This window comes from Rhodospirillaceae bacterium (assembly GCA_028819475.1).
Classification (GTDB): Bacteria; Pseudomonadota; Alphaproteobacteria; order Bin65; family Bin65; genus Bin65.
The window spans coordinates 14,191-40,997 of the sequence record JAPPLJ010000035.1; the positions used below are offsets into that span (position 1 = coordinate 14,191).

Here is a 26,807-nt window from a genome sequence, read left to right on the forward strand (position 1 = left end):
CGTCACTCCCGGCGTTCTCCCGCGTCGCCCTTGCGCCATTTGCGTTTCTTGCCGCGCGGGCGGTAGGCCTGGCTGTAGAAGCGCCGGCGCTGGTCCGGCGTCAGGGTCTCGGCGATCCGGCGGACCAGCGCGTGCAGCGCCGTCTGGGCTTCGCCCCGGGCCTGTTGCAGTTTGCGGAAGCCGGCCTCGACCGCATCCGGCGCTACCGCGCCGTCGCGAATCCGTTTGCGAAGATCGCGCCGCGCGGCGCGGATGGCTTCGATCCGTGCACGGATTTCCGGGCGCTTTTCTTTCAGCAACGCACGGGCGCGCGAGCGCTGCGGCTCGGCCAGATCGTCGACGGCGCGGTAGAGGCGGAACGCCGTGCGCGGACCGGAGCCGATATCCGGCCGGTTCCAGTAAGCGAAGACGCTGGCCGCGATGATCCCGGCGAGGAACAGGTTCAGCCCGCCGGAAACGATCAGCAGAATGATGAGGGTGCGGCGCGTCACTCGACGAAGTCTCCGAAGCCGTTGTCGTCCCCGTTGCCGTCGAGCGCACCGAGGGACGCCATTTCATATTCCAGCCCGGCCGCCCGGCTTTCGCCGATACCGGCAATCGGCACCGGCGACCAGCTTCCCACCGCGAGCCCGAGAAGCATGGCGCAGGCGAGCGCGCCGGCCGGCTTCAGGAAGACCGGTCTCAGGAGCAGGCCGGCCCAGGCGCCCGAAACCGGGCTCGGCCGCTGCGCCGCCTGCAGGACGCTGCCGGCAAGCGCGGCCGAGGGAACCGGGGGCGCCGCGCTGGCCAGCGCGCGGTCCAGCGCCCTGGCGGCGGCGAGCGACTGCAGCGCAGCCGGGTCGCCGGCATCGATGAGCGCCCACGCGGCGGCGCGGCGCGGGTCTCCGGCCGGCCAGCGCGCCGGATCGGCGCCGTAGGCGTCGAGCAGTTCGCCGAGCGCCGCGACGGCCGCTTCCGTGCCCGGTCCGGTCCCGTTCGCGGTCATGTCGCGGCCTTCATGACGTGAACTCCCCGAGAAGGTCCGGTTTCAGGTCGCTCAGGCGCTGGCGCAGACCCCGGCGGCCGCGCGCGAGCAGCGATTCGACGGCTTCGACGCTCACTTCGAGCGCCGCCGCGGTCTCGCCGTTGTTCATCCCGTCGAAATGCACCATGGCGATGGCCGCCCGCTGCCGTTCGGGCAGGTCCGCCATCGCCGAGCGGACGATCGCGGAGACTTCGGCCGCCAGCAGGTTGCGGGCCGGGCCGGGCGCCGGATCCTCCAACCCGACGTCAGCGATGTTGTCGCTGGGACGCGCGCGCCGGTGCAGATCGATGCACCGGTTGTAGGCGACCCGACGCAGCCAGGTGCCGATCTGGGCTTTCGGCTTCCAGCGCGGCGCCTGGCGCCACAGTTTCAGCATCGCGTCCTGGGCAACGTCCTCGGCGGCCGAGCCGTCGCCGACCATGCGCCAGGCGAAGGCGACCAGGCCCGCCAGGTGCCGGTCGACGACAGCGCGCGCGGCGGCCGGATCGCCGGCGGCGACCCGGCCCATCAGCGCCGCGTCGGCGGCGATGGCCGCCCGGTCGGCCGCCGGCGCAGGTGTCCCGGACAGCGTCATCCGGGACGGTAGGGCCTGCGCCCGGGCAACGGGCGCTGCGCAGAGTGCGGAGGCACGCACGCCGGTTCCCGTTCGGCCGTTGCGCCTAGCGCCCGGAATCGCGCCGGTGGAAACGCCAGCGCGCCGTCCGCATCTCCTTGCGGCTGACGGCGCCGTCGCCGTCGCCGTCGAGGCGCAGGAAGATCATCCGGCCGAGCGTATCGAATTCGGCGCGGGTCACCTTGCCGTCGCCGTTCAGGTCCATACGCTCTTCCGGCCGGCGGCCGCGCCGGTCGCGCCAGCGCCGGGGATGCTTGCCGTATTTGCCGCGGCCGTCGCCATGGAACGCGCCCATGCGGCCGCGGAACTTCTCGAAAGCCGCATCGAATTCCGCCTTGTCGACCGCGCCGTCCTTGCTGGTGTCGATCCGGGCGAAGGCCGCCTTGCGCCGGGCGACAAATTCCTCGGCGCCGACCTTGCCGTCGCCGTCGGCGTCGAGCGCCTTGAAGCGGGCGTCGCGGACGCGCGACGGCCAGGTGCGCTTCCAGGCGCGCATTTCCGAGACTTCGAGCGCGCCGTCCTTGTTGGTGTCGATCCCGGCGAACCGGGCGGTGCGCGCGGCGGCGAATTCGGCCTGGGTGACCTTGCCGTCCTTGTTGGCGTCGGCCCGGTCGAACATGCGCAGGCCGCGGTGGGCGTTGGCGGGGGCGGCAACGGCGGTCAGGCCGACGGCGGCGGCGGCGAGCAGGAGGGGAAGGGGTTTCATGGCGAGAATTTCTCCGGTTTGGCACTGGTTTCGTGGACCGGGATGTCGACAACCCTCGAATTCCGAAACGCAGCGGGCCGGCGGTTCCGTCGCCGGTTCCGTATCCCAAGGATCGATTCAGCGGACCGATTCAGCGCGGCCGCAGGGCGAAGTGTAGCGGCCGGCGGGGCGGGGCGGCAATCTCCCCGGCAATCTCGAGCGCCAGTTTCGCCTTCACGGCATCGCCGAAGCTGCGGAATCCGCGCGCCACGACGATGAAGGAGCCGGGCCCGCCGATCACCCGCTCGAAATAATACCGGTCCATGTCCTTGGGCGGCGGCAGGCCCCAAGGGTTGGGCCGGTCGTTCACGATCGGCAGGCCGTTGATCGTCACCCCGGCCTTGAGCGCCCGGGCCCGCGCCGGCTCCAGCAGGCCGCCATTGTTGTTCTTGCCGTCGCCGGAAATGTCGAGAACCTTGCGCACCCCGCGATGGGGATTGGTTCCGAACAGGCCGAGGGCAAAATCGATGGCGGCGCTGATCGAGGTCCAGCGTTCGGTCGTGACCGGATGCGCGGCAACCGCCGCGGCGAAGGCCCTGGCCGAGGCCATGTCGCGCACGACCGTCCAGCCGGCGACAACATTCTGATAATGCGCCCCGGCCCATTCCATATAGGTGACGGCGATCCGGCGCCGCTCGCCGCTCGTGATCGCCGCGACGACCCGAGGGTCGACCAGCGCCTGCAGGTAACCCTGGCGCTGGAGCCGGGCCTCGACGTGGTCGACGCTGCCGGAGATATCGACGGCGAGGACGAGTTCGAGATCGACGTCTTCGGCGAACGCCGGCGCCGACAGGCCCGCCGCCGGCAACAGGCCGGCAAGGACGGCCAGGCAGCGGCCGGCGCGCCCCATCGCTACCGGAACAGCACCTCGCCCTTCAGGTTGGCGTACATCGCGGCGACATAGTCGCCGTAGCCGTTCCAGGGCTTGGTGGGGATGCGTTCGCCGGTGCCGATGTCGCGCTCGCTCGCCTGGCTCCAGCGCGGATGCGGCACCTTGGGATTGACGTTGGCCCAGAAGCCGTATTCGCGGCCCTGGAGCTTTTCCCAGAAGCTGACCGGGCGCTTGTCGGTAAAGTGGAAGCGCACGATCGACTTGACGTGCTTGAAGCCGTATTTCCACGGCACGGCGAGGCGCAGCGGCGCGCCGTTCTGCTTCGGCACCGGCTTGCCGTAGAGGCCGGTCACGATGAAGGACAGTTCGTTGACCGCCTCGAACATCGTCAGCCCCTCGGTATAAGGCCAGGGATACCAGATCTGGCGCTGGCCCGGCGCGACCTTCGGATTCTTGAAGGTCTGCATGACGAGGTATTTCGCGCTGCCCAGCGGCCGGGCAAGATCGACCAGCGCCTTGAGCGGAAAGCCGGACCACGGCACCACCATGGACCAGGCCTCGACGCAGCGGTGGGCGTAGACCCGCTCCTCCAGCGGCATTTTCTTCAGCAGGTCGTCGATATCGATCTTCATCGGCTTCTCGACCGCGCCGTCGATCGCGACCGTCCAGGGCCGTGTTTCCAGCCGCTGCGCCACCGGCGAGATCTGCTTGTGCGAGCCGAATTCGTAGAAATTGTTGTAGGTCGTCGCGATCCGCTCCGGCGTCAGCCCCCGGTCGACCGTGTATTTCGGGTTGCGCTTGACCGGATAGAGGCCGGCGCTCGGGTCGGCGGCCGCGAACGCGCTGCCGGCGCCGAGCAGGGGCGCCGAGGCGGCCAGGATCGGCCCGGCGGCCAGGGTCTTCGCGAGGGCGCGGCGCTGCAGGAAAAAGCTCTCGGGCGTTGCGCGGTGTTCGGGAATGTCCCATCCGCGGCGGCGATGAACGAACATGGGTCGTGTATCCTCGGAAATTCGCGCGGCGCGAACGCCGCGGTTTCGTTGAGCCTACACCTAGGGACGGTTCGGTTTCACGACAATTCAACGCTCCGTCAGAAACGGTGAGCGCCATACTTCCGCGGCGGGGCCCCTCCTGCGGGATCTTCGAAACCGGTGCCGCCGCGGTCTGTCTGGACGAGGGGCGATCCGGTGCATGCTGCCGACACCGCCCGCCGGATCGGCCGTGCGGTGTTCTGCGCAATGACAGGGACCGGCCGGCTTGCCACACCGGCGGCGGGCGCGGATGCGACGGCGCAGGCGAATCTGCGCAGCGAGGAGGGGCGGCGGTGCTCAAGGGGCTGTATGGCTGGGCAATGGCGAAGGCGGCGCACCCGCACGCCTTCGCGTGGCTCGTCGCCTTCGCCTTCGCCGAGGCGACCTTCTTTCCGCTGCCCGCCGATGTCCTGCTGATCCCGATGATTCTGGCGGTGCGCAGCCGGGCCTGGATCCTGGCTGCGGCCTGCACGGCGGCGTCGGTCGTCGGCGGCTGCCTGGGCTGGGCGATCGGCTTTTTCGCCTTCGAGGAAATCGGCCGGCCCCTGCTCGAACTCTACGGCGCCATGGACAAGATGGCCGTCGTCAAGGCGGAGTACGAGAAATACGACGAATTGTTCGTCGCCATCGGCGCGCTCACCCCGGTGCCCTACAAGGTGGTGACCGTGTCCAGCGGGTTCTTCCAGATGGACCCGTTCGCTTTCACCGCCGTATCGCTGATCGGCCGCGGGGTCCGCTTCTTCGCCGTGGCCGGGGCCGTATACCTGCTGGGTCCGATGGCGGAAAAGCTGGTGCGCCGCAACCTCAAGCTCGCCTTCGCGGTCTTCCTGGCGTTCTTCGTCGGCGGCATCGTGCTGATCGGATGGGTGCTGTGAGAATTCCGGCCCGGTCGGCGGCAACCGGAGCACCCGCTACCGGCCGAACCGCTCCTCCGGTCCGGTTCCGCCCCCAGGGGCTTCACGGCAGCGGGCCGCGTTCGTATAACCGGGCGGCCTGTCCGGTCCGGAGATTGCCGCCATGAAATTCTACGATTGCTCCACCGCGCCCTCGCCGCGCCGCGCCCGCATCGCCCTGGCCGAGAAGGGCCTGCTGGACGAAGTCGAGGTCGTTGAGGTCAACCTGCGCGAAGGCGAACAGCGCAAGCCCGAATTCGCCGCCATCAATCCGTATCTCACCGTGCCGGTCCTGGAGCTGGACGACGGCCGGCGCATCGCCTCCTCGACTGGCATCTTCCACTATCTCGAGGCCGCCGTGCCCGAACCGCCGCTGATGGGCCGGACGCCGGCCGAGAAGGGCCTGGTCGGCGACCTCGAATGGCGCATCGAGATGGACGGCTTCATGGCGATCGGCGAATGCCTGCGCAACACGGCCAGGGGGATGGCCGGGCGCGCGCTGACCGGCAGGCACGGTTACGAGCAGATCCCGGAACTGGGCGCCCGGGGGCGGCAGCGCATCGAGCGCTTCTTCGAGGATTTCGACGATCTGGTCGGCGACAGGCGCTTCCTGGCCGGCGACGACTACACCATCGCCGACATCACCGCCCTGGTGACGGTCGACTTCGCCAAGTGGATCAAGGTGAGCCTGCCGGAGGACGCCGCCAATGCGCAGCGCTGGTACGCCGAGGTGTCGGGCCGGCCCAGCGCTGGACGATAAGCGCCGGAAGATAAGCGCTGGAAGATAAGCGCCGGGCGGTAGGCGCGGAAAGCCGCCGCCGGAAACCGGGACGGAAGGCCGGGCCGCCTCAGTCGTCGCCGAAGAAGCTGCCGGCTTTCGGCGGCGCTTTCTGAGTCCGGGCGGCCCGCGGGGCCGGCGAAACGCGATCCTTCTTCGCGCTGCGGCGCACGGCCGGGCGCGGCGCCGCCGGCAGGACCGGGCCGTCGAAGAAAGCGCCCGGGCGCACCGCGTCTTCGACATCTTTCTCCCGGCGGGCGGGCTGTGCGGCCTTCCGGGCGGCCTGTTTCGGGGCAACCTGTCTGGAACCGGACCGTTTGGAAGCGGCCGGTTTGGCGGCAGACGGTTTGGATTCGCCCCGTTTCGATTTGGCCTGTTCGGATTTGGCCTGTTCGGATTTGGCCTGTTCGGATTTGGCCTGTTCGGATTTGGCGGGGGCCGCTGCCGGTTTCTTCGATCCGTTGCCGGCCTTGTCGCGCGCCGCGCCCGCCGCCTTCTTTTTCTTCTTCTTTGCCGCCTTCGCGGTTCTCCGGGCCGGCTTTTCGGCGGCGGCAGCCGGCTTTTCCCTCTCCGCACGGCCGGGGCCGAGATCGACGGGCGCAGGGCGGATGATCCAGGCGTCCGGATCGGCCGGTTCCGCCGGCGGCGCGGCGGCCGGGGCCGGCACGGCGCCCGGCGCGGTCTCTTCGGCGCTGCCGAGCGATGCAAGGTCGATCGGCGCAGGGCGGGAAATCCAGGCGTCCGGGTCGGCAGCGGCTTCTGTCTGCTGCCGCGCTTCCCGGGCGCGGGCCGGCCCGAGGTCGACCGGCGGCGGCCGGACGATCCAGGCGTCGGGATCGTGAACCGGGGCCGCGGACCCGCCTGCGCCGGCGGCGCCGGAAGCGCCCGCCGCCGCAAGGTCGATCGGCGCGGGGCGGGCAATCCAGGCGTCCGGATCGGCCGCGGCCGCTGCGTGGCGGGCGGCATCGGAGCGGACCGGCGTCAGGTCGACCGGTGCGGGCCGGGCGATCCAGCCGTCCGGGTCGTCCGCGGCCGCTGTTGCTTGGTGGGCGGCGCCGGACCGGACCGGCGTCAGGTCGATCGGCTGCGGCCGGGCGAGAGAGGATTCGAAGGCTTCGGTCTCGGCGCGCGACGCGCCGGCCTGCGGCGCTTCCCGTTTGGGCGCGGCGGCCCGGCGAACGATATCCGGTTGCACCATTTCCACGGCCTCCAGAGACATGGGTTTGTAGGTCGCCCGCTCATAGGCCCAGGTGGGCGGATAGGGCTTGGTGGCGTCGAAACCGACCTTCGGGCCGAGATAGTCCGGGAAAGACGGGTTGAGCCCGTGGCCGAAGGATTCGTCGATGGTGACGATGCCCTTCGTCGGGTCGAGCCGCGTCGCCATCGCCCATTCGACGTCCTGGGCGCTGCGCAGGTCGACATCGTCGTCGACGATCGTCACCATCTTGAGCGGCGGGAAGGCGGAGAAGGCGGCGAGGATCGCCTGTTTCGACCAGCCCTGGCGCTTCTGGGCGAGCTGGACGACGCAGTGATAGAAGCCGCCGCCGCCGTGGCTCATATAGACGTCGGTGACGCCGGGCACCTGCTTCTGCAGCAGTTGCAGGATGTTGGCTTCGCCGAGCAGGCCGACGGAATTCCACACCTCGACGCCCGACAGGATGGTCTGGAACACCGGCTGCGCCCGCCGGTGGATCTTGCGGACATGGACGACCGGCCGCGGCGCCACGGTGGCATAGTAGCCGGTGACCTCGGCAAACGGCCCCTCGTCCGCGACCTCGCCGGGCGCCATCTCGCACTCCAGCGCCCACATGGCGTGGGCGACCATGTCGTCGTGGCCGTTCGAGGCCTTGACCAGTTCGAGCGGCGCGCCGTGGAAGGCGCTGGCGATGCCGAGCTCGTCGGAATCCGCCGGGGCGGCCTCGGCCGGCGCGGCGGCGGCGAAGTGCAGGCCGGGGCCGACGCCGCAGTTGAGCGTGAAGGTCAGCGTCTCGCCGCGCGCTTCCGCCTTCTCCAGATAGAGTTCCAGATGCCGGCCGGCGTCGATGTTGACGTGCATCCGGTCCTTGGCGACGACCTGGAAGCGCTGGATCGAGGCGTTGCGCACGCCGGTTTCGGGATCCTTCGCGATCACCACGGCGGCGTCGAAATAAGGACCGCCGTCCTTCTCGGCATGGATCGGGATCGGCATCCGGGCGAGGTCGACATCCGGTTCCGTCACGTCGAGCACCGGGCCGGACGGCACGGTCACGGGATCGACCGGCGCCTGCTGCCATTGGCGGATGCAGTCGGAGACATATTGCGGCAGCGTCCGCTCCTCGCGCCGCAGCAGGTCGGCCAACAGCTCGCGCGACCAGTAGAGGCCGGTCAGCACCGGCCATTCGTGGCCGGCGACATTCTCGAACAGAAGGGCGCGAGGCTGGCTCTCGAGCTCGGCGGCGAGGCCGGCCAGATCGTGCTTGAGATCGACGCTGCTGCCGATGCGGGCAAGCCGCCCGCTGCGCTCCAGATCCTCGACGATCAGCGCAAGATCGTGAATGTGGGTTGCCGCCATCGCCCCGCCATTTCGCACGCCACCGGCTTGTTTCCGACCGGTTTCCGGGTGGCTCTGTCTGGCGCCTTGCGGCGCATCCCTCGATCAGCGGTCCCTCTTCCGACGAATTGCCGCACCGGTCAAGGCGGGAAACGGCGCATCCCTCGATCGGAATGGCGCCGGACCGCCCGTCAGGCTTCGCCGGATTTCCGGGCCGGTTTGCCGACGCCGCCGGCCGCCGCCGGTTCGCCCCAGCGCTTGACCAGGCCGAGATCGAAGCCGAACAGGTCGAGCGCCCGGCCGACCGTCTGGTTGACGATATCGTCGACGGTCTCCGGCCGCTGGTAGAAGGCCGGCACCGGCGGCGCGACGATCGCGCCCATCTCCGACAGCCGCGTCATGGTGCGCAGATGGCCGGTGTGGAGCGGCGTCTCGCGCACCAGCAGGACGAGCCGGCGGCGTTCCTTGAGCACGACATCGGCGGCCCGGGTCATCAGGCTGGCCGTCGTCCCGGCCGCGATCTCCGACATGGTGCGCACCGAGCAAGGGGCGATGATCATGCCCTCGGTGCGGAACGAGCCCGACGAGATCGCCGCGCCGATATCGTGGACCGGGTGGACGACGTCGGCGAGCGCGCGGATATCCGCCACCTTGGCCGTCATCTCGTAGGCCAGCGTGACCTCGGCGGACTTCGTCATCACGAGATGGGTTTCCACCCCGGTGCCGCGCAGCGCCTCCAGCACCCGCACGCCGTAGACGATGCCCGACGCGCCGCTGAGACCGACGATCAGCCGCCTGCCGGCGTTCTGCCCCGGGCCTTTTCCCGTGCCGCTCATGGCCGCGACCATAGCGACGGCCCGCCCCGGCGGCAACGCAGTCGGGCGCCAATCGACGGTCGCTTGATTCCGCGCGATGCCGTTCCCGATCGCTCGACCGTCGGATTCACAGGCAGTCGCGGTGGCCGCGGTCGCGGTCTTCGCGAATCAACACTTCCGATAGCGTTTGGGGACGCCCCTCGGTTTCGCGGCGTAGCCGGTCCGCCACGGCGAGGAAGGAGGCGCGATTGGCGGCCACGTCGTCCCCGGCAGCGCTTTCCGGAATATGGCGCACTTCGTCTTCCAGGGAGCGGTTGTTCGATGCAGCGCGCCGCGCCAGCCGCTGCACCACACTATCGTAGATCTGTCGAATTCTGATTGATGCCATCGATCCGTCTCCCGGCCACCACGATCAAAGCGATAACATTTCCTGACCGGCGGTCAATGCCCGGCCCGCCGCCCCATGCCGCGCTTCCCCTGCGCAGGCTCGCCCGCTATATCTTCGGCGATTTCCGGCTTCCCCATCGCGGACCCCGCCCCATGACCGACGCCTATATCTTCGATGCCGTGCGCACGCCGCGGGGCCGCGGCAAGGCCGACGGCGCCCTGCACGAGATCACGCCGGTCGATCTGGCCGCGCAGACCCTCGGCGCCCTGCGCGACCGCAGCGACCTGGACACGTCGAGGATCGACGACATCGTGCTGGGCTGCGTCATGCCGGTCGGCGAACAGGGCGCCGATATCGCCCGGCTAGCCGCGCTCAAGGCGGGCTACGACGAGAAGGCGACCGGCATCCAGATCAACCGCTTCTGCTCATCGGGCCTCGACGCCTGCAACCTGGCGGCGGCGCAGGTCATGTCCGGCCAGGCCGATCTCACGATCGGCGGCGGCGTGGAGAGCATGAGCCGGGTGCCGATGGGATCGGACGGCGGCGCCTATGCCATGGACCCGGCGGTTGCCATGCCGATCTATTTCGTGCCCCAGGGCATCGGCGCTGACCTGATCGCGACCCGCGAGGGCTTCTCGCGCGACGATGTCGATTCCTACGCGGTCGAATCCCAGAGGCGCGCCGCGGCGGCGTGGGAGAACGGCCGATTCGAGAAGACGGTCGTCCCGGTGACGGACGTCAACGACCGGGTCGTCCTGGCGAAGGACGAGCATATGCGCCCGGAGACCGACATGCAGTCGCTCGGCGCGCTCAACGCCTCCTTCGAGGGCATCGGCGGCCAGTTCGGTTTCGACGCCGTCGCCATCCAGCGCTATCCCGAGGTCGAGCGGATCGTCCATGTCCACACGCCGGGCAACTCCTCCGGCATCGTCGACGGCGCCGCCGCCATGCTGATCGGCACGAAGGAGATGGGCGAGGAACTCGGCCTCAAGCCCCGCGCGCGCATCCGCGCCTTCGCCTCCAACGGCTCGGAGCCGACCATCATGCTGACCGGCCCGGTCGACGTCACCCGCAAGGCGCTGAAACGGGCCGGCATGGAGACCGGCGACATCGACCTGTACGAGCTCAACGAGGCTTTCGCCTCGGTCGTGCTCTACTACATGAAGCAGCTCGGTATCGACCACGACCGGATCAACGTCAACGGCGGCGCGATCGCCATGGGCCACCCGCTCGGCGCGACCGGCGCGATGATCCTCGGCACGCTGCTCGACGAGATGGAGCGCCGCGGCGCCGAAACCGGCCTCGCCACGCTGTGCGTCGGCGCCGGCATGGGCGCGGCGACGATCGTCGAGCGGGTGCACTAGACCCTGATTCCCCAATCGCCCGCACCGCCGGGCGCGCCCAGCGAGGAACCCGTCCATGAGCCTTGCCGACGTCACGTCAGCGATGCGCGAGCGCATCGGCGACGCCTCCGGCCTCGACGCCACGGTGAAATTCGATTTCGGCGGCGACGGCTGCCTCTACCTCGACGGGACAGCCGAGCCCTACGCGGTCTCCAACGAGGACACGGACGCCGACTGCGTCGTCGCGATGTCGCTGGACGACTTCAAGGAGATGGCGACCGGCGAACTCGACCCGACGACCGCCTTCATGATGGGCAAGCTCAAGGTCACCGGCGACATGGGCGTCGCCATGAAGCTGGCGGCGGTGCTGGGGTGAGTGCGCAGCGTCGCGGCCGCGAATTGCGTCCGGCAGACTTGTTGCAATCCGTCGACCGTCTTGACGCCTTCCGATTCAAACAGTATTTGAATTTTTTGACCAGTTAATATTACCGGTTAAAATAAGACATGCAGACTATCAGCGCCACCGAAGCGAAGGCGCGGCTGGCGGAAGTGCTCCGTACGGTCGAGCGCGGCGAGACCGTAGCCATAACCCGTCATGGCGCGGCCATCGCTCATGTGATCCCCGTCCAGGCGAGCGAAAGCGCCGAACGGGCACAGGCGATGGCCGACTTTCTGCGGATTCGGGAAAAATGGAAGCCTGCCGGCATGTCGGTCGAGGAACTACTCCGGGCGCGCCATGAGGGCCATCGCCTTTGAATCTCTTTGTCCTCGACGCTTCGATCGCGCTTGCATGGCTGCTGAACGAGGAAGCCGGATCGCAGGCGGACCGGGCCTGGCTGCGCCTGAAAGACGACGACGCGCTGGTTCCCCGGCTTTGGCATTTTGAGGTCCGCAACGGCTTGCTCGTTGCAATGCGCCGGGGCCGGATTGCGCGCGATGCATCGGCGCAGCTGCTTCGCGCCCTTGAACGCTTCCCGATCCGGACCGACGTCGAACCCGATCTGGAAACGGCCTTCGATCTGGCCGACAGGCACAGACTTACCATCTACGATGCTGCGTATCTGGAAGCGGCCTTGCGGAATTCTGCGCCGCTGGCCACGCTGGACAAGGCTCTTGCACAAGCCGCGGCCGAGTGCGGCCTGTCCCTGGTCGGCGGCCGCATCGGGACGTAGAAGACGTGTGGCGGCTCGTTAGCGACTATCGCCGCCCGACTCGCCGAGACCGATCCGGGCGTTGACCCGCTGGGCGCCCGGCGCCGCCGCGAACCAAGCGCTTGCATCGCGGAATCCCTCGCGCAGCTTGCCTTTGACCGAGTCCAGGTAAGGCGGCATTTCGGACGCCCGGTAAAGCCCGCCCAGGGACGGCGGCGGCATTTGCCGCTTTTGCAGCGCTTGCCGGGTCACCTTCAGCCGTGCAGCGACTTCGGCGAGGCTGACCAGGTCAGGCTTTACCTCCCGAAGCACAGCCCCTTCCGGAAGGGCGGACAGGACCTGCTGCACCGTATCTGAGATGACTGCCTCGGCTTCCCGGCCGGCGCACGTGAACCCCAAGCCGATCAGGCCCGGTGCGCCCAAGCCGACCGCCGCGTCGTCGCATCCGGCTTCGTAAAGGGCGTCGAGGATGGCATCCTCGTCCACGGTCTCTTCCGGAAGCGCAAAGACCAGATCGAACTCGAACTTCGTTTCAGGCATGGACGCCGTTATCCCAACATGACGCAGCCGTTGGCTTTTCTAAGCAACTCGTCCGCGTGCGCTTGCGGATTGCGCGGCGTGCTCCACACGGACATCCGGCAGAACGTCCCGGAACGGCAGACGTTCCCAGCATTCGCCGGGCAAAGGACATAGCCCCACGAATGGGCGCTGCGCCCTTTGGCTTCCTCAACCGTCCAGCCTGCCGACTCGAGATACTTCAACGCAGATTCGATCTCTTTGTTCGGATGCCTCTTCCTTGGCACAGATAACCCCGCCAACCTTTGTTGTCAATTGACAACCAAGGTATTTTCCCGCTTTTCCTGCGTGAAAAGATTTCGTAGCGGGTCGGTCGCCTCTACGTCGCCGCCGGCGTCATCCACGGCCGGTCCTGGGCGTGGCGGGCTTCGAAGCTGTCGATGCTGGCGGCCTTCTGCAGGGTCAGGCCGATATCGTCGAGGCCGTTGAGCAGGCAGTGCTTGCGGAAGGGCTCGACCTCGAAGGCGACGGTCTCGCCGTTCGGCCGGGTGATCGTCTGGGCCTCCAGGTCGACCGTCACGGTCGCGTTGGCGCCCATCTGCGCGTCCGCCATCAGCGCGTCGACATCCGCCTGCGGCAGGACGACCGGCAGCATGCCGTTCTTGAAGCAGTTGTTGAAAAAGATGTCGGCGAAGCTGGTCGAGATCACGCAGCGGATGCCGGCGTCGAGCAGCGCCCATGGCGCGTGCTCGCGCGACGAGCCGCAGCCGAAATTGTCGCCGGCGACCAGGATCTTGGCCTCTTTGTAAGCCGGCTTGTCGAGCACGAAATCCCCGGTGACGACGCCGTTCCTGTCGGTGCGCATTTCGTGGAACAGGCCGGCGGACAGGCCGGTCCGCTTGATCGTCTTGAGATACTGCTTCGGAATGATCGCGTCGGTATCGACGTTGACCATCGGCAGCGGCGCGGCGACGCCGGTGAGCGTGGTGAAATTTTCCATCCGTCTTCTCCCGTTTGATCCCGCCTACAGCGCCCGCACGTCGGCGAGCCGGCCGCTCACGGCCGCCGCCGCCGCCATCGCCGGGCTGACCAGATGGGTCCGCGCGCCGCGGCCCTGCCGGCCCTCGAAGTTGCGGTTCGAGGTCGAGGCGCAGCGCGCGCCCATCGGCACCTTGTCGGCGTTCATCGCCAGGCACATGGAACATCCCGGCTCGCGCCATTCGAATCCGGCCTCGGACAGCACCCGGTCCAGTCCTTCCTGCTCCGCCTGCTCCTTGACCAGCCCGGAGCCGGGCACGACCAGCGCGCGCACGCCCTCGGCGACCCGGCGGCCCTTCGCGACCTCGGCGACCGCGCGCATGTCCTCGATCCGCCCGTTGGTGCAGGAGCCGATGAAGACATAGTCGACCGCGAGATCGGTCATCCGCTCGCCGCCTTCGAGGCCCATATAGTCGTACATGCGGGTCCACGCGGCGCGCTGGGCGTCGTTCTCCGCCTGGTCGAGGGTCGGCACGCTGCCGTCGATCGGCGAGACCTCCTGCGGGCTGGTGCCCCAGGTGACAATCGGCGGGATGTCCGGCGCGTTCAGCGAGACTTCGGTCTCGTATCGGGCGCCGTCGTCGGACGGCAGAGTCTTCCAGTAGTTGAGCGCGGCTTCCCATTGCGCGCCCTTGGGCGTCTTGGGCCGGCCCCTGAGATAGTCGAAGGTCGTCTCGTCCGGCGCGACCAGGCCGGCGCGCGCGCCCGCCTCGATCGACATGTTGCACACCGTCATGCGGCCTTCCATGGAGAGGTTGCGGACCGCCTCGCCGGCATATTCGATGACATGGCCGGTGCCGCCGGCGGTGCCGATCTTCCCGATGATGGCGAGGATCAGGTCCTTCGCCGTCACACCGAGCGGCAGGGCGCCGTCGACGGTAATCCGCATATTCTTGAGCGGGCGCTGGATCAGCGTCTGGGTCGCCAGCACATGCTCGACCTCCGACGTGCCGATGCCGAAGGCAAGCGCGCCGAAGGCGCCGTGGGTCGCCGTATGGCTGTCGCCGCACACGATGGTCGAGCCCGGCAGGGTGAGTCCCTGCTCCGGGCCGATGATATGGACGATGCCCTGGCGGATGTCGTCCATGTCGAAGAATTCGATGCCGAACTCCCCGGCGTTCGAGCGCAGCAGGTCGATCTGGATCTGCGCTTCCGCGTCGTCGACCGTCATGCCCCGGCCCGGCGTGGTCGGGACGTTGTGATCGGCGACCGTGAGCGTCAGGTCCGGGCGGCGCACCGTCCGGCCGTTTTCGCGCAGCCCTTCGAAGGCCTGGGCGCTGGTGATCTCGTGCACCAGGTGCCGGTCGATATAGATCAGGCAGGTGCCGTCGTCCTGCTCATGCACCAGGTGGCTCTGCCAGATCTTGTCGAAGAGCGTTCGGGGTTGGGTCATCGCTTGGCCTCCCTGTCCGTGTTCCGTGCCGCCGTCCGCGGGATCGCGGCTGTGGCGCGCCGCGGGACGGCGCCGGACTCGTTCAGTCTTCCTTCTCTGCCGTGCCGGCGCCGTCGGCAGACTCCGTTTCGGCTTCCGCCCCGGTCGACCCGGCCTCCGCTTCGGCAACGCCGGATTCCGCCGATGTCGTTTCGGCTTCCGCTTTAGGCGAATCGCCCTCCGTTGCAGCCGCCTCCGCCGCTGCCGCACCGTCGGGTTCCGCAGCGGCTTCGACCGGAACCTCGGCAGGTGCGGGCGCTGCCGCGCTTTCGTCGACCGCGTCGGCCCCCTCGGCCTTCTTCATGCCGCGGCCGGTCGTCCGCTCGACGATACGGGCCCGCTTGCCGGTCCGGCCGCGCAGATAATAGAGCTTGGCCCGGCGGACCTTGCCGCGGCGGATAATCTCGATCGATTCGACGCGCGGGCTGTAGAGCGGAAAGACGCGCTCGACGCCCTCGCCGTAGGACAGCTTGCGCACGGTGAAGGACGAGTTGAGGCCGGCGTTGCGCCGCCCGATGCACACGCCCTCGAACGCCTGGACCCGCTCGCGGTTACCCTCGACGACCCGGACGTTGACCCGAACGGTATCGCCTGGGCTGAAATCCGGGATCTCCTTGTCGCCGGCAATCTCGGCGAGATGTTCCTGCTCGATTTCCTGGATGATGTTCATCGGCCTACACGCCTTTCCCCGGTTGCTGCCCGGCGGCATATCGGGCCCACAGGTCGGGCCGGCGCATCCGGGTGATGTCCTCTGCCTGCGCCAGCCGCCAATCGGCGACCCGCGCGTGATGTCCCGACAGCAGCACCTCCGGCACGGTCATGCCGTTCCAGGTCTGCGGCCGTGTGTAGTGGGGATGCTCCAGCAGTCCCCGCTCGAAACTTTCCTCCGCCAGCGAACGCGCGTCACCGACAACGCCGGGCAGCAGCCGCACGCAGGCGTCGATCAGCACCGCCGCCGCCGGCTCGCCGCCGGACAGGACATAGTCGCCGATGCTCATTTCCTCCAGGGCGTGCGCCTCGATCGCGCGCTGGTCGACCCCTTCGTAGCGGCCGCACAGGATGACCGCGCCGGGGCCCGCCGCCAGTTCGCGCGCCCGCCGTTGGGTCAGCGGCGCGCCGCGCGGCGACAGGAAGATACGCGGCCGGCCGTCCGCCGGCCCGGTTTCCAGCGACCGCAGCGCTGCATCGACGATGTCGGCCCGCATCACCATGCCCGGCCCGCCGCCGAAGGGCGTATCGTCCACCGTGGCGTGCCTGTCGCGCGCAAAATCGCGGATATCCACGGTATCCAGAGACCACACGCCCCCGTCGAGCGCCTTGCCCGCCAGCGAATGGCCCAGGCAGCCCGGAAACATCTCCGGGAACAGGGTCAGCACCGTGGCCGACCAGGCGGTTGCGCCGGCGCTCACCGGTCGTCCTCCGCGGCCGGCGGCGCTTCGGCTTCCGCCAGGTGCGCGGCGTCGACGGTCACTTCGCCGGCGGCAAGATCGATGCGCGGAACGGCGGTCTGCGTAAACGGCAGCAGGACCAGCCTGCGCGACGGCCGGCGGATCTCGATCAGGTCGCCGGCGCCGAAATCGTGCAGCGCGTGGACGGTTCCGGCGGCGCAGCCTTCGGAATCGACGACGCGCAGGCCGATCAGGTCGGCGTGGTAGAATTCGTCCTCCCCGGGCGCCGGAAAGCGTTCGCGCGGGACATGGAGCCTCAGGCCCTTGAGCGCTTCGGCCGCGTCGCGATCCGCGATTCCGCTGAGGCGCGCGATCACGGTTCCGCCGGATTCGCCGACCAGCGACAGCTCGAAGGCGCGCGCGCCCCCGGCATCGGTCACCGGCCCGTAGGCGGCGACGTCCTCCGGCGCGTCCGTAAACGGCTTGATCCTGACGTTGCCGCGCACCCCGTGCGCCCCGGCAACCGCCCCGATGCAGACCATCTTGCGCTCCGACATGACCGGCCGGACCGGCAGCGACGCCGCCGGGTCAGCCTTCATCCTTGGCTTCGGCCTCGGCTCCGGTTCCAGCCTCGGCTCCGGCTTCAGCCTCAACTTCGGCTTCAGTCTCGACTTCGGCTTCAGCCTCAACTTCGGTTTCGGCCTCGACCTCGGGCTTGGCCGCCGCAGCCGCGTTTCGTTTCTCTTCGCGCTCGCGGCGGCGCTCCAGCGTCTTCTCGCCCGGCAGGTGTTTTTTCGTCTGAAGCGGCGCCTCGCGCCGGCCGGCGAGGCCGGCGGTGCCGAGGAAACGCGATACGCGGTCCGACGGCAGCGCGCCGACGCCGAGCCAGTGCCGCACCCGCTCCTCCTTCAGGACGACCCGGTCCGGATGGTCTTTCGGCAGCATCGGGTTGTAGGAACCGACGCGCTCAATGAAACGGCCGTCGCGCGGCATGCGCGAATCGGCCACGACGATCCGGTAGAAGGGGCGCTTCTTTGCCCCGCCCCGGGCCAGTCTGATGCGTAGGGACATGTGAGTTTCTCTCGCGTTCCGTTCAGGGATTCTCTTGGCTTCGGGCTATTTCATGCGCCGTTTGCCGAAACCGGGCGGCAGGTTGGTGAGGCCGCCCGGCAGGCCGGTGCCGCCGCCGAGCGGACCGCCGCCCAGAGGGCCGCCCCCGAGCCCGGGCAACTGCATGTCGCCGGGCAGGGCGCCGTCCTCAAGCTGGGAGAGATCGGGCAGCCGGCCCTTCTTCCCCATCTTCTTCATGCGTTTCATGACCTTGTTCATTTCCTGCCACTGTTTCAGCAGCTTGTTGACGTCCTGCACGCTCACGCCCGAGCCGGCGGCGATGCGCTTCTTGCGCGAGGCGTGGATGATCTGCGGGCTGCGCCGCTCCTTCACCGTCATCGACAGGATGATCGCCTCCTGCCGGCCGACCGTCTTCTCGTCGACATTGGCGGCCGCCATCTGCTTCTTCGCCCGGGCGACGCCGGGCAGCAGGTTCATCAGCGAGCCGAGCCCGCCCATGTTCCTGAGCTGGCGGAGCTGGCCGAGCATATCCTCCAGGTCCAGGCTGCCCTTCTGGATTTTCCGGGCGAGCCGTTCGGCCTCCTCCTGCTCGATGGTCTCCGCCGCCTTCTCGACCAGGCTGACGACGTCGCCCATGCCGAGGATGCGGCCCGCGATCCGGTCGGGGTGGAAGGGCTCGAGCCCGTCCAGCTTCTCGCCGGTGCCCATCAGCTTGATCGGCTTGCCGGTGACGGCGCGCATGGAGAGGACCGCGCCGCCGCGGGCATCGCCGTCGATGCGGGTCAGCACGATCCCGGTGATGCCGACCTGCTCGTCGAAGGCCTGCGCAATGGTCACGGCGTCCTGGCCGGTCATCGCGTCGGCGACCAGCAGGGTCTCGACCGGGCTCGTCGCCCTGCCGACCTCGGCGACCTCGGTCATCAGCTCGTCGTCGATATGCAGCCGGCCGGCGGTATCGAGGATGACGACGTCCCAGGCCTCCAGCTTGCCGGTCTGCAGGGCGCGCCGGGCGATCGCAGCCGGCGGCTCGCCCATGACGACCGGCAGGGTCGCCACCTGCGCCTGCTCGCCGAGCACGCGCAACTGCTCCTGTGCCGCCGGCCGCCGCGTATCGAGCGAGGCCATCAGCACGCGCTTGCGCTCTTTCTCGGTCAGGTATTTGCCGATCTTGGCCGCCGTCGTCGTCTTGCCCGAGCCTTGAAGGCCGACCAGCAGCAGGACGGCCGGCGGCTGGGCCCGCAGGTCGATCTCCTCGACCTCGCGGCCCAGGGTCTCGATCAGTTCGTCGTTGACGATCTTGACGACCTGCTGGCCCGGCGTGACGCTGCGCAGCACCTCGGCGCCGACCGCGCGCTCCTTGACCCGCTCGACGAAGTCCCGGACGACCGGCAGCGCGACATCGGCCTCCAGCAGCGCGACGCGAACCTCGCGCAGCGCGGCCGTGACGTCCGACTCGCTCAACGACCCGCGGCGGGTCAGCTTGTCGAAAACGTCGCCCAGTCTGCTCGTCAGGCTGTCGAACATGCGCGTGTCCGGTGTCCCCTCTCAGCCGGCCCGCCCAATGCAAAAAGCGCCCGTGTGCGAACCTTCGCAGACGGGCGGGCTCCCTCGGGAGCGCCACGGGCATTCAGGCGCTGAATTCGAGGCGCGATGTAGGGGCGCGCAAGCGGCCGGTCAAGCCGGCAAACGCCGCAGCGAAGCGGCAAGCCTATGGCCTCGCGGGGTGCTGTCCCTATCTAATAGCGGTGTGTCGCGACATGGGTCAGAGGGCCAGATGGAAGCAAAGGAAGCGGTGCAGGCGGCAAAGAACTACGTTGCCGACCTGTTTGCCGACGAAATTCTCGTCGATCTCGGCCTGGAGGAAATCGAGATGGGCCAGGATGGTTGCTGGAGAATAACTGTGGGATTTTCGAGGGCCTGGGATCGGAGCGTCCATTCCGTTCTGAGCGGGAACGGCTCACGCTCCTATAAAGTGCTTCGGATCAGCGATAGCGATGGCCGCGTCTTGTCCGTGAGAGATCGGATTTTGGCCGGATCTCCTTAACTGGATGTTTCCGAACAGAGTCTATATCGACGCCAATTTGCTGGTGCTTCTTGTGGTCGGCGCGACGGGAAAAGACCTGATCGCCAAGCATCGCCGGCTAAGGACATTTGAAATTGCAGACTACGAACGCCTGGTGAGATTGATAAACGAGACCGATCGCGTTTTGGTGACACAGAATATACTCACCGAAGCATCCAACCTGCTGGCCCAGCACGCCGAACCGGAACGGTCGCATATTTTCGATACACTTCGCACTCTAATCCGGGAGGCGGAAGAGACGGTTGTTACCAGCAGGGTGGCTGCGGACAACAGCGCGTTCAATCGGCTTGGCCTTACCGATGCCGCTCTTCTTGAAGTCGTCTCAAAGGCTAATCCACTGATTACCGTCGACCTCGACTTGTATCTTGCGGCTTCGGCCAAAGAGAGCGAAGCCGCGTTCAACTTCCGCCACTACCAGTTCCGGTCGTAGGAAAACCTCTGAAAGACGCGACTTCGGATCGGTCACGGCAACGTGGAGAAGACGGAGTTCGGACCGCCCGGCGCACCTCGGACGACACGCGGCCGAAGTCGCTGTGCCAAGTCCCGCCAACCACTCTGCCGCGTGGACAGGCGCGGCGGAAACACCATATCTCCCCGGCCATGAACCCGACCGGCCATAGCAGCCCGGCCTTCGACCCCGCCGGCGTCCCCTTCGTCAAGATGCACGGCGCGGGCAACGATTTCGTGATGCTCGACCTGCGGGACGGCGCGCCGCCGCCCGGCGCCGGGACAGCGGCGGAGATCGCCGACCGCCGCCGCGGTGTCGGCTGCGACCAGCTTGTGCTGATTACGCCTCCGCCGACCGGCCTGGCGGATTACGGACTGCTGTTCCTGAACAGCGACGGTTCGGCATCCGGCGCCTGCGGCAACGGCACCCGCTGCGCCGCCGCGCTGCTGATGGACGAGACCGGCAGCACCGAAATCTCCTTCGAAAGCGAAGCCGGCGTGCTCGACTGCCTGCGCAACGGCGACGGCAGCGTGGCGGTCGACATGGGCCGGCCGGTAACGGACTGGCGCGACATTCCGCTGTCCGAGGACCGGGACACGCTGCATCTCGGCATCGCGGAAGGCCCGCTCAGCGATCCGGTCGGCGTCGGCATGGGCAATCCCCACGCCGTCTTCTTCGTCGAGGACGCCGAGAGCGTGCCGATCGAACGGATCGGCCCGGTCCTCGAGCATCACCGCCTGTTTCCGGAACGGGCCAATATCGGCGTCGCCCAGACGAAGGGCCGCGACCGCATCCGCCTGCGGGTGTGGGAGCGCGGCGCGGGGCTCACCCAGGCCTGCGGCTCCGGCGCCTGCGCCGCCGCGGTCGCCGCGGTTCGCCGGGGACTGACGGATCGCAGGGTGACGGTCGAGGTCGACGGCGGCGAATTGTTCATCGACTGGGCGGAGGACGATCACGTCCTGATGTCCGGCCCGACCGCCACCAGCTTCCGCGGCGTGCTGGCATGACTTCGTTCCAAACGCGGCTGCCCACGATTGGTCCCCCTCCCCTTGGGGGAGGGGTTAGGGGAGGGGTATGGCGATGACAAGCGCAGGCCCTTCCGTTCCGCGACGAAGGTATCGGTTCGACGCCGCCGCGGCGAAGGGCAAAGTTGTTCGCACCGAATCGGCTATCGCGCTTGCAGCGGCCGGCATCGCTTCCGGCGACAACCCCTCCCCCTGCCCGCTCCCCCAGGGGGAGGGGGGTATTTTTGGATTTCGGACATGACCGGGACGGCCGAACCGCAAATCGTGACCTTCGGCTGCCGGCTGAATGCGGCGGAATCGGGCGCGATTGCGGCGCACGCGGCCGGGCTGGGCGATACGGTGATCGTCAACACCTGCGCCGTGACCGCCGAGGCCGAGCGCCAGGCGCGCCAGGCCGTGCGGCGGGCGCGTCGGCAGCGGCCGGGCGCGCGGATCGTCGTCACCGGCTGCGCGGCGCAGATCGACCCGGGCGCCTGGGCGGCGATGCCGGAGGTCGACCGCGTCGTCGGCAATATCGAAAAGATGGACCCGGTGACTTTCCTGGCGGCGAACGATGCGCCGGTGCAGGTCAACGACATCATGGCGGTGCGCGAGACCGCGAGCCACCTGGCCGGCGGCTTCGACGGCCGGGCCAGGGCTTATGTCCAGGTCCAGAACGGCTGCGACCACCGCTGCACCTTCTGCATCATCCCCTACGGCCGCGGCAACAGCCGCTCGGCCGCGCTCGGCCCGATCGTCGAACAGACACGCGCGCTGGTCGAAACCGGCTATCGCGAGATCGTCTTGACCGGCGTCGACATCACCGCCTGGGGCGCCGACCTGCCGGGTGCGCCGACGCTCGGGCAGATGGTGCAGCGGCTGCTCGCCGCCGTGCCGGACCTGCCGCGCCTGCGCCTGACCTCGCTCGATTGCGCCGAGGTCGACGAGACGCTGCTGCGCCTGATCGCCGAGGAGCCGCGGCTGATGCCCCATCTGCATCTCAGCCTCCAGGCCGGCGACGACCTTGTCCTCAAGCGCATGAAGCGGCGGCACAGCCGGCGGCAGGCGATCGAATTCTGCCGGCGGGTCCGCGACCTTCGCCCCGATATCGCGCTCGGCGCCGACCTGATCGCCGGATTCCCGACCGAGACCGAGGACATGTTCCGGCGCACGCTCGACCTGGTCGAGGACTGCGGCCTCGTCTTCCTGCACGTCTTCCCCTATTCGGAGCGGCCCGGCACGCCGGCGGCGCGAATGCCGGCGGTGCCGAAGCGGGTCCGCAAGGAACGCGCCGGCCGTCTGCGCGCGCTGGGCGCCGAAGCGCTCCGGTGCTGGCTCGCCGGCCAGGCCGGCCGCGACATTGCCGTACTGATCGAAGGCGAAGGCAGGGGCCGGAGCGAACACTATGCCGCCGTCCGCTTCGACGGCGACGCCTTTACCGAAGATGCAAACGGGAGCCGCTGCCCGGCCGGCAGCATCGTCCCGATGCGCGTCACCGGGGCGGCCGACGACGCATTGCTCGCCGGTCCGGCGCACGGGCTGCCCGCGTAATGGCGCTGTTCCGCCGCCGGAAAGACGCGCCGGAGCCGGCGACCGGCGAACCCGGACCGGCGCAAAGGCGCGGCTGGCTCAGCCGGCTGCGCGACGGGCTCGGCAAGTCATCGTCGCGGCTGGCCGAGGGCATCGGCGGCCTGGTCGGCGGCGGCCGGCGGCGGCTCGACGACGCCACGCTAGAGGCTCTGGAAGACGTTCTGATCACCGCAGACCTCGGCCCGTCCACCGCAGCCCGGCTGGTGGCAGAGCTGGGCGCGCGCCGCTTCGACCAGGAGTTGTCGGAAGCGGACATCCGCGCCGAATTCGCCGCCGACATCGGCGCGATTCTGGAGCCGGTCGCCCGGCCGCTGGCGGTCGATCCGGCGCACCGGCCCCATGTCGTGCTGGTCGTCGGCGTCAACGGCAGCGGCAAGACGACGACCATCGGCAAGCTCGCCCGCAACCATCGCGACGCCGGGCTGAGCGTGATGATGGCGGCCGGCGACACCTTCCGCGCGGCGGCGATCGACCAGCTCAAGATCTGGGCCGAGCGCACCGATAGCGCGATCCTGGCGCGCGACCCCGGCGCCGACGCCGCGGGCCTCGCCTTCGACGCGCTGAAACAGGCGCAGGAAGGCGGGCTCGACCTGCTGCTGATCGACACCGCCGGGCGCCTGCAGAACAAGAAAGAGCTGATGGACGAGCTGGCGAAGATCGTCCGCGTGCTGCGCAAGATCGACGACGGCGCCCCCCACGACGTGCTGCTCGTGCTCGACGCCACGGTCGGCCAGAACGCCCACAGCCAGGTCGAGGCGTTCCGCGATATGGCGGAAGTGACCGGCCTGATCGTCACCAAGCTCGACGGCACGGCGCGCGGCGGCGTGGTGGTTTCGCTGGCCGAGAAGTTCGGCCTGCCGGTCCATGCCGTCGGCGTCGGCGAAAGCGCCGAGGACATGCGCCCCTTCGCAGCGCAGGACTATGCCCGCAGCCTGATGGGGCTCGATCCGGCGGGCGCCGCCGCGAGCAACCGGGAGGCGGCGGCATGACGCTGAAATTCGCGGCAGATCCCTCCGAGAAATCGCGGGTCACACCGCTGGCCCGGACCTTCATCGAGTTCGGGCCGCTCGGCGCATTTTTCGTCTGCTATTTCGTCTGGGATCTGATGGTGGCCACTGCCGCCTTCATCCCGGCGATGCTGGTCTCGCTGGCGTTCTCGATCAAGCTCGAGCGGCGGGTGCCGCTGATGCCGCTGGTCACCACGGTCGTCGTGGTGATCTTCGGCGGCCTGACGCTGATCCTGCAGGACGACACCTTCATCAAGATGAAGCCGACCATCGTGAACGGCCTGTTCGCCTTCACCCTGTTCGCCGGCCTGCTGTTCGGCCGCGCCTTCCTGAAATACCTGTTCGGCCCGGTGTTTCAGCTGACCGACGAGGGCTGGTTCAAGCTGTCCTTCCGCTGGGCCTGCTTCTTCGTTTTCATGGCGGTGCTGAATGAGATCGTCTGGCGCACCCAGACCGAGAGCTTCTGGGTCTCTTTCAAAGTGTTCGGCAACATGCCGCTCACCATCGTCTTCGCGCTCTCGCAACTGCCGCTGATCCAGCGCCATTCCACGGACGGCGGCCCGTTCGGCGACCTCAAGCGGGAGAAGACGGAGGGGGAGTAGCGGCGACAGCGCCGGGGCCTATTCCGCCGCGATGGCCGGGGCCGGCTCGAGCACGCGGACCTCGCCGGCCGCATTGTCGGTGATGCAGAACACGGAGAAGAACTCGATCTCCGGTTCCATGCCGTAGCGTTCGACGATGCCGTCGCGCCAGGGCCCGGAATAGAAGGCCTCGGCGGCCTCGCGGCTCTCCCACTGGTAGACGCCGCCGGCGATGCCGTTGTCGGCGCAGATGAAATGCTTGCTGACGAGGCCCGGCACGTCGCGGAAGCCGGGCGCGATCTTCTCGTGATGGTCGCGGCAGGCAGCCCGGTCGATGGACGGCGGCAGCCGGTAGCGGACGACGGCGCAGATCATGGCGTGTTTCCTGTTTTCCGTTTCCGGCTGGGGCCGCGGGCGATCCGCGTTGACCGGAACCGGCGGTCGGTATAGGGTTCCTATAGCATATTCTGTGAAGCCCCTGTGGGGAGGAATCCCATGCCCGTTATCAAGAAAACCGCCCTCGGCCTTTGTGTCGCCGGATTCGTGCTCGGCACGGCCGGTGCGGCCTTCGCCTGCCCGATGGCCGGCATGGCCCAGAGCGACAAACCGAAGGTCGAACAGACGGTCGTGACCAACACGACGACCGCCGAAGAGGAATAGGCCCGGTCCGCGCCCGACCCGCGGACGCGCCGCGGGAAGAGCGCCCAAAGGAAAAACGGCTTCCCGCGGTGCGGATCGCGGGGAGCCGTCTCGCGTTTTGGCGGCAGGGCCTATTGCGGAATGCCGAAGCGCGCGTAGTCGCCGGCGAGGCGGCCGGTCGCCCAGCGCCACAGCATGCGGAAATCGCTGAACAGGGACCAGACCGGGTAGGTGAAGGTCGCCGGCCGGTTCTTCTCGATGAAGAAATGGCCGATCCATGCGAAGAAGTAGCCGCAGAACACGGCGGCGGCGAGCAGCCACCAGGTCTGCGTAACCAGCGCGACGATCACCGCGGCGATGGCGAGCGAGGTGCCGAAATAGTGCAGATGGCGGGTCCGCGGATTGCGGTGCTCGCCCAGGTAGAAGGGCCAGAATTCCGCGTAGGTCGCGATCTTGTCGCCTGAGGCTCTCTTATCGGGCGTGTCGGGCGTATCGGGCATCGTTTTCCCCTCCCGGCGCGCGCCGCGTGCGGTCCGGGGACGATCCGCCCCGCTGCACGCGGCATGAGGATATCTTGAAGTGCGGCGGACGGTTCGCCAATTCAAGCGCCGGACCGCCCTCAACGGAGTAGAAAGTATGGGCTATCGCGTAGCCGTGGTCGGCGCGACCGGGAATGTCGGCCGGGAAATGCTCGACCTGCTGGCCGAACGGAAGTTTCCGGCCGACGAGGTGGTTCCGCTCGCCTCGCCGCGCTCGGAGGGCGAGCCGATCGACTTCGACGGCCGGACGCTGGAGGTCAAGAACCTCGCGGCCTTCGATTTCGCCGGCGTCGACATCGCCTTTTCCTCGCCCGGCGCAAAGGTTTCGAAGGACCACGCGCCGCGGGCCGGGGCCGCCGGCTGCCTGGTGATCGACAACACCAGCCAGTTCCGCATGGATGCGGACGTGCCGCTGGTGGTGCCGGAGGTGAACGGCGACGTCCTTGCCGGCTACATGGCGCAAAACGGCCGGCGCAACATCGTCGCCAATCCGAACTGTTCGACGATCCAGCTCGTCGTGGCGCTCAAGCCGTTGCACGATGCCGCGCGGATCCGGCGGGTTTCGGTCGCGACCTACCAGTCGGTCTCCGGCGCCGGCAAGGCGGGCATGGACGAGCTGTTCGAGCAGACGCGCAACATCTATGCCGCGGGCGGCGTGGAGAAGGAGACGTTCACCAAGCAGATCGCGTTCAACGTCATTCCCCATATCGACGTCTTCATGGAGGACGGCTCGACGAAAGAGGAATGGAAGATGGTCAATGAGACGAAGAAGATTCTCGACCCGGCCATCGACATGATCGCGACCTGCGTGCGCGTGCCGGTCTTCATCGGCCATGCCGAGGCGGTGCATCTGGAATTCGACAGCGCATTGGGCGAGGATGAAGCCCGCGAGGCGCTGGCGGCCGCGCCCGGCGTCTCGGTGATCGATTACCGGGCCGACGAGGGCTATGTCACGCCGGTCGAATGCACCGGCGAGGACAAGGTCTATGTCAGCCGCATCCGCAAGGACCCGAGCGTGCCGCACGGCCTCGCGCTATGGGTCGTTTCCGACAATCTGCGCAAGGGCGCGGCGCTCAACACCATCCAGATCGCCGAGGCGATGATCGAACAGGGCGGCTTGCGGGCGGCAGCCTGAAGGCATCCGTTCATCCGCAGCACAGGTCTCGCTCCGCGTTATCGGCGGACCTGTCACCCATGTATCCGGTCAGAACTGTCACCCATGTATCCGGTTTGCACCGGAATCCCCCCTCCCCTTGGGGGAGGGGGTTAGGGGGAGGGGTATGCGGACCCTGTTGCGGTACCGGAATCGGGCATCGGCGCGGCGGCGGGCG

30 protein-coding genes and 3 pseudogenes are annotated in these 26,807 nt (G+C 68.5%); 14 read left to right on the plus strand and 19 right to left on the minus strand.

Annotation, left to right across the window (positions count from 1 at the left end):
- Nucleotides 1-2 precede the first annotated feature (2 nt).
- The 6 genes from OXM58_10930 to msrP all read right to left on the minus strand — a co-directional run bounded on the left by OXM58_10930 (nucleotide 3) and on the right by msrP (nucleotide 4,203).
- On the minus strand, nucleotides 3-491 hold the full coding sequence (locus tag OXM58_10930; protein ID MDE0148875.1) for a periplasmic heavy metal sensor: 489 nt from the start codon (nucleotides 489-491) through the stop codon (nucleotides 3-5).
- A complete protein-coding gene (locus OXM58_10935) occupies nucleotides 488-985 on the minus strand; it encodes a hypothetical protein (protein MDE0148876.1) in 498 nt (165 codons plus the stop codon). The genes OXM58_10930 and OXM58_10935 overlap by 4 nt, the downstream gene beginning before the upstream one ends.
- 10 nt (nucleotides 986-995) lie before the next feature.
- On the minus strand, nucleotides 996-1,598 hold the full coding sequence (locus OXM58_10940) for a sigma-70 family RNA polymerase sigma factor (protein MDE0148877.1): 603 nt from the start codon (nucleotides 1,596-1,598) through the stop codon (nucleotides 996-998).
- A gap of 85 nt (nucleotides 1,599-1,683) precedes the next feature.
- A complete protein-coding gene (locus OXM58_10945) occupies nucleotides 1,684-2,343 on the minus strand; it encodes an EF-hand domain-containing protein (protein ID MDE0148878.1) in 660 nt (219 codons plus the stop codon).
- Nucleotides 2,344-2,473: 130 nt separating this feature from the next.
- The gene (locus OXM58_10950; protein ID MDE0148879.1) at nucleotides 2,474-3,232 is read right to left on the minus strand and encodes a DUF1194 domain-containing protein; all 759 of its coding nucleotides are present in this window, start codon (nucleotides 3,230-3,232) and stop codon (nucleotides 2,474-2,476) included.
- Between the two features lie 2 nt (nucleotides 3,233-3,234).
- Entirely contained in the window at nucleotides 3,235-4,203 is a 969-nt protein-coding gene (gene msrP, locus OXM58_10955) for a protein-methionine-sulfoxide reductase catalytic subunit MsrP (protein MDE0148880.1), read from the minus strand.
- A 332-nt stretch (nucleotides 4,204-4,535) separates the two neighbouring features.
- Between msrP and OXM58_10960 the strand changes: the two genes are divergently transcribed.
- Nucleotides 4,536-5,117 (plus strand): VTT domain-containing protein, encoded by a 582-nt coding sequence (locus OXM58_10960; GenBank protein MDE0148881.1) that lies wholly within the window; start codon nucleotides 4,536-4,538, stop codon nucleotides 5,115-5,117.
- Nucleotides 5,118-5,259: 142 nt separating this feature from the next.
- Entirely contained in the window at nucleotides 5,260-5,895 is a 636-nt protein-coding gene (locus OXM58_10965; GenBank protein MDE0148882.1) for a glutathione S-transferase family protein, read from the plus strand.
- A gap of 1,210 nt (nucleotides 5,896-7,105) precedes the next feature.
- Here OXM58_10965 and OXM58_10970 read toward each other — a convergent pair.
- The 3 genes and pseudogenes from OXM58_10970 to OXM58_10980 form a co-directional block, all read right to left on the minus strand.
- A pseudogene (locus tag OXM58_10970) lies at nucleotides 7,106-8,464 on the minus strand (UbiD family decarboxylase).
- Between the two features lie 170 nt (nucleotides 8,465-8,634).
- A complete protein-coding gene (locus tag OXM58_10975; GenBank protein ID MDE0148883.1) occupies nucleotides 8,635-9,279 on the minus strand; it encodes a UbiX family flavin prenyltransferase in 645 nt (214 codons plus the stop codon).
- A gap of 106 nt (nucleotides 9,280-9,385) precedes the next feature.
- Complete coding sequence (locus tag OXM58_10980; GenBank protein ID MDE0148884.1) at nucleotides 9,386-9,646, minus strand: hypothetical protein; 261 nt, start codon at nucleotides 9,644-9,646, stop codon at nucleotides 9,386-9,388.
- A 152-nt stretch (nucleotides 9,647-9,798) separates the two neighbouring features.
- On the opposite strand from OXM58_10980, the gene OXM58_10985 reads away from it, so the two are divergent.
- The 4 genes from OXM58_10985 (at nucleotide 9,799) to OXM58_11000 (ending at nucleotide 12,161) form a co-directional block, all read left to right on the plus strand.
- Nucleotides 9,799-11,010, plus strand: a complete 1,212-nt coding sequence (locus OXM58_10985) for an acetyl-CoA C-acetyltransferase (GenBank protein ID MDE0148885.1) — start codon at nucleotides 9,799-9,801, stop codon at nucleotides 11,008-11,010.
- A 55-nt stretch (nucleotides 11,011-11,065) separates the two neighbouring features.
- Complete coding sequence (locus OXM58_10990; protein MDE0148886.1) at nucleotides 11,066-11,365, plus strand: SCP2 sterol-binding domain-containing protein; 300 nt, start codon at nucleotides 11,066-11,068, stop codon at nucleotides 11,363-11,365.
- A gap of 128 nt (nucleotides 11,366-11,493) precedes the next feature.
- Entirely contained in the window at nucleotides 11,494-11,745 is a 252-nt protein-coding gene (locus OXM58_10995; GenBank protein MDE0148887.1) for a type II toxin-antitoxin system prevent-host-death family antitoxin, read from the plus strand.
- Complete coding sequence (locus OXM58_11000) at nucleotides 11,742-12,161, plus strand: type II toxin-antitoxin system VapC family toxin (GenBank protein ID MDE0148888.1); 420 nt, start codon at nucleotides 11,742-11,744, stop codon at nucleotides 12,159-12,161. Before OXM58_10995 ends, OXM58_11000 begins: the two co-directional genes overlap by 4 nt.
- Before the next feature lie 18 nt (nucleotides 12,162-12,179).
- Here OXM58_11000 and OXM58_11005 read toward each other — a convergent pair whose 3' ends face one another.
- The 8 genes and pseudogenes from OXM58_11005 to ffh form a co-directional block, all read right to left on the minus strand.
- Nucleotides 12,180-12,680, minus strand: a complete 501-nt coding sequence (locus OXM58_11005) for a hypothetical protein (protein MDE0148889.1) — start codon at nucleotides 12,678-12,680, stop codon at nucleotides 12,180-12,182.
- A gap of 355 nt (nucleotides 12,681-13,035) precedes the next feature.
- Nucleotides 13,036-13,656: a 3-isopropylmalate dehydratase small subunit gene (leuD, locus tag OXM58_11010; GenBank protein MDE0148890.1), complete on the minus strand. Its 621-nt coding sequence runs from the start codon at nucleotides 13,654-13,656 to the stop codon at nucleotides 13,036-13,038.
- 24 nt (nucleotides 13,657-13,680) lie between these two features.
- Nucleotides 13,681-15,087, minus strand: a complete 1,407-nt coding sequence (leuC, locus tag OXM58_11015) for a 3-isopropylmalate dehydratase large subunit (protein MDE0148891.1) — start codon at nucleotides 15,085-15,087, stop codon at nucleotides 13,681-13,683.
- A gap of 340 nt (nucleotides 15,088-15,427) precedes the next feature.
- Nucleotides 15,428-15,796: pseudogene (gene rplS, locus OXM58_11020) on the minus strand (50S ribosomal protein L19).
- A gap of 4 nt (nucleotides 15,797-15,800) precedes the next feature.
- Nucleotides 15,801-16,535, minus strand: a complete 735-nt coding sequence (gene trmD / locus OXM58_11025; GenBank protein MDE0148892.1) for a tRNA (guanosine(37)-N1)-methyltransferase TrmD — start codon at nucleotides 16,533-16,535, stop codon at nucleotides 15,801-15,803.
- Nucleotides 16,532-17,113 carry a ribosome maturation factor RimM gene (gene rimM / locus OXM58_11030; protein MDE0148893.1) on the minus strand — a complete coding sequence of 194 codons (582 nt, stop codon included), beginning with the start codon at nucleotides 17,111-17,113 and terminating at the stop codon, nucleotides 16,532-16,534. The genes trmD and rimM overlap by 4 nt, the downstream gene beginning before the upstream one ends.
- Before the next feature lie 118 nt (nucleotides 17,114-17,231).
- Nucleotides 17,232-17,585 (minus strand): annotated as a pseudogene (gene rpsP / locus OXM58_11035) (30S ribosomal protein S16).
- Between the two features lie 45 nt (nucleotides 17,586-17,630).
- Nucleotides 17,631-19,109: a signal recognition particle protein gene (gene ffh / locus OXM58_11040; GenBank protein MDE0148894.1), complete on the minus strand. Its 1,479-nt coding sequence runs from the start codon at nucleotides 19,107-19,109 to the stop codon at nucleotides 17,631-17,633.
- A 250-nt stretch (nucleotides 19,110-19,359) separates the two neighbouring features.
- Here ffh and OXM58_11045 point away from each other — a divergent pair, with 250 nt between their 5' ends.
- The 6 genes from OXM58_11045 to OXM58_11070 all read left to right on the plus strand — a co-directional run bounded on the left by OXM58_11045 (nucleotide 19,360) and on the right by OXM58_11070 (nucleotide 24,319).
- Nucleotides 19,360-19,629, plus strand: a complete 270-nt coding sequence (locus tag OXM58_11045) for a hypothetical protein (GenBank protein MDE0148895.1) — start codon at nucleotides 19,360-19,362, stop codon at nucleotides 19,627-19,629.
- A gap of 4 nt (nucleotides 19,630-19,633) precedes the next feature.
- Nucleotides 19,634-20,098, plus strand: a complete 465-nt coding sequence (locus OXM58_11050) for a hypothetical protein (GenBank protein ID MDE0148896.1) — start codon at nucleotides 19,634-19,636, stop codon at nucleotides 20,096-20,098.
- Between the two features lie 170 nt (nucleotides 20,099-20,268).
- On the plus strand, nucleotides 20,269-21,123 hold the full coding sequence (gene dapF, locus OXM58_11055) for a diaminopimelate epimerase (GenBank protein MDE0148897.1): 855 nt from the start codon (nucleotides 20,269-20,271) through the stop codon (nucleotides 21,121-21,123).
- A 255-nt stretch (nucleotides 21,124-21,378) separates the two neighbouring features.
- Complete coding sequence (mtaB, locus tag OXM58_11060) at nucleotides 21,379-22,671, plus strand: tRNA (N(6)-L-threonylcarbamoyladenosine(37)-C(2))-methylthiotransferase MtaB (GenBank protein MDE0148898.1); 1,293 nt, start codon at nucleotides 21,379-21,381, stop codon at nucleotides 22,669-22,671.
- Nucleotides 22,671-23,699 (plus strand): signal recognition particle-docking protein FtsY, encoded by a 1,029-nt coding sequence (gene ftsY, locus OXM58_11065; protein MDE0148899.1) that lies wholly within the window; start codon nucleotides 22,671-22,673, stop codon nucleotides 23,697-23,699. Before mtaB ends, ftsY begins: the two co-directional genes overlap by 1 nt.
- The gene (locus tag OXM58_11070; GenBank protein MDE0148900.1) at nucleotides 23,696-24,319 is read left to right on the plus strand and encodes a septation protein A; all 624 of its coding nucleotides are present in this window, start codon (nucleotides 23,696-23,698) and stop codon (nucleotides 24,317-24,319) included. The genes ftsY and OXM58_11070 overlap by 4 nt, the downstream gene beginning before the upstream one ends.
- Before the next feature lie 18 nt (nucleotides 24,320-24,337).
- Here the strand turns inward: OXM58_11070 and OXM58_11075 are convergent, their stop codons facing one another.
- On the minus strand, nucleotides 24,338-24,673 hold the full coding sequence (locus OXM58_11075) for a hypothetical protein (GenBank protein MDE0148901.1): 336 nt from the start codon (nucleotides 24,671-24,673) through the stop codon (nucleotides 24,338-24,340).
- 120 nt (nucleotides 24,674-24,793) lie between these two features.
- Between OXM58_11075 and OXM58_11080 the strand changes: the two genes are divergently transcribed.
- Nucleotides 24,794-24,958: a hypothetical protein gene (locus OXM58_11080; protein MDE0148902.1), complete on the plus strand. Its 165-nt coding sequence runs from the start codon at nucleotides 24,794-24,796 to the stop codon at nucleotides 24,956-24,958.
- 110 nt (nucleotides 24,959-25,068) lie between these two features.
- On the opposite strand, the gene OXM58_11085 is transcribed toward OXM58_11080, so the two are convergent.
- Nucleotides 25,069-25,437, minus strand: a complete 369-nt coding sequence (locus OXM58_11085; GenBank protein ID MDE0148903.1) for a DUF962 domain-containing protein — start codon at nucleotides 25,435-25,437, stop codon at nucleotides 25,069-25,071.
- Between the two features lie 136 nt (nucleotides 25,438-25,573).
- Between OXM58_11085 and OXM58_11090 the strand changes: the two genes are divergently transcribed.
- Nucleotides 25,574-26,611 (plus strand): aspartate-semialdehyde dehydrogenase, encoded by a 1,038-nt coding sequence (locus OXM58_11090; protein ID MDE0148904.1) that lies wholly within the window; start codon nucleotides 25,574-25,576, stop codon nucleotides 26,609-26,611.
- Nucleotides 26,612-26,807 lie beyond the last annotated feature (196 nt).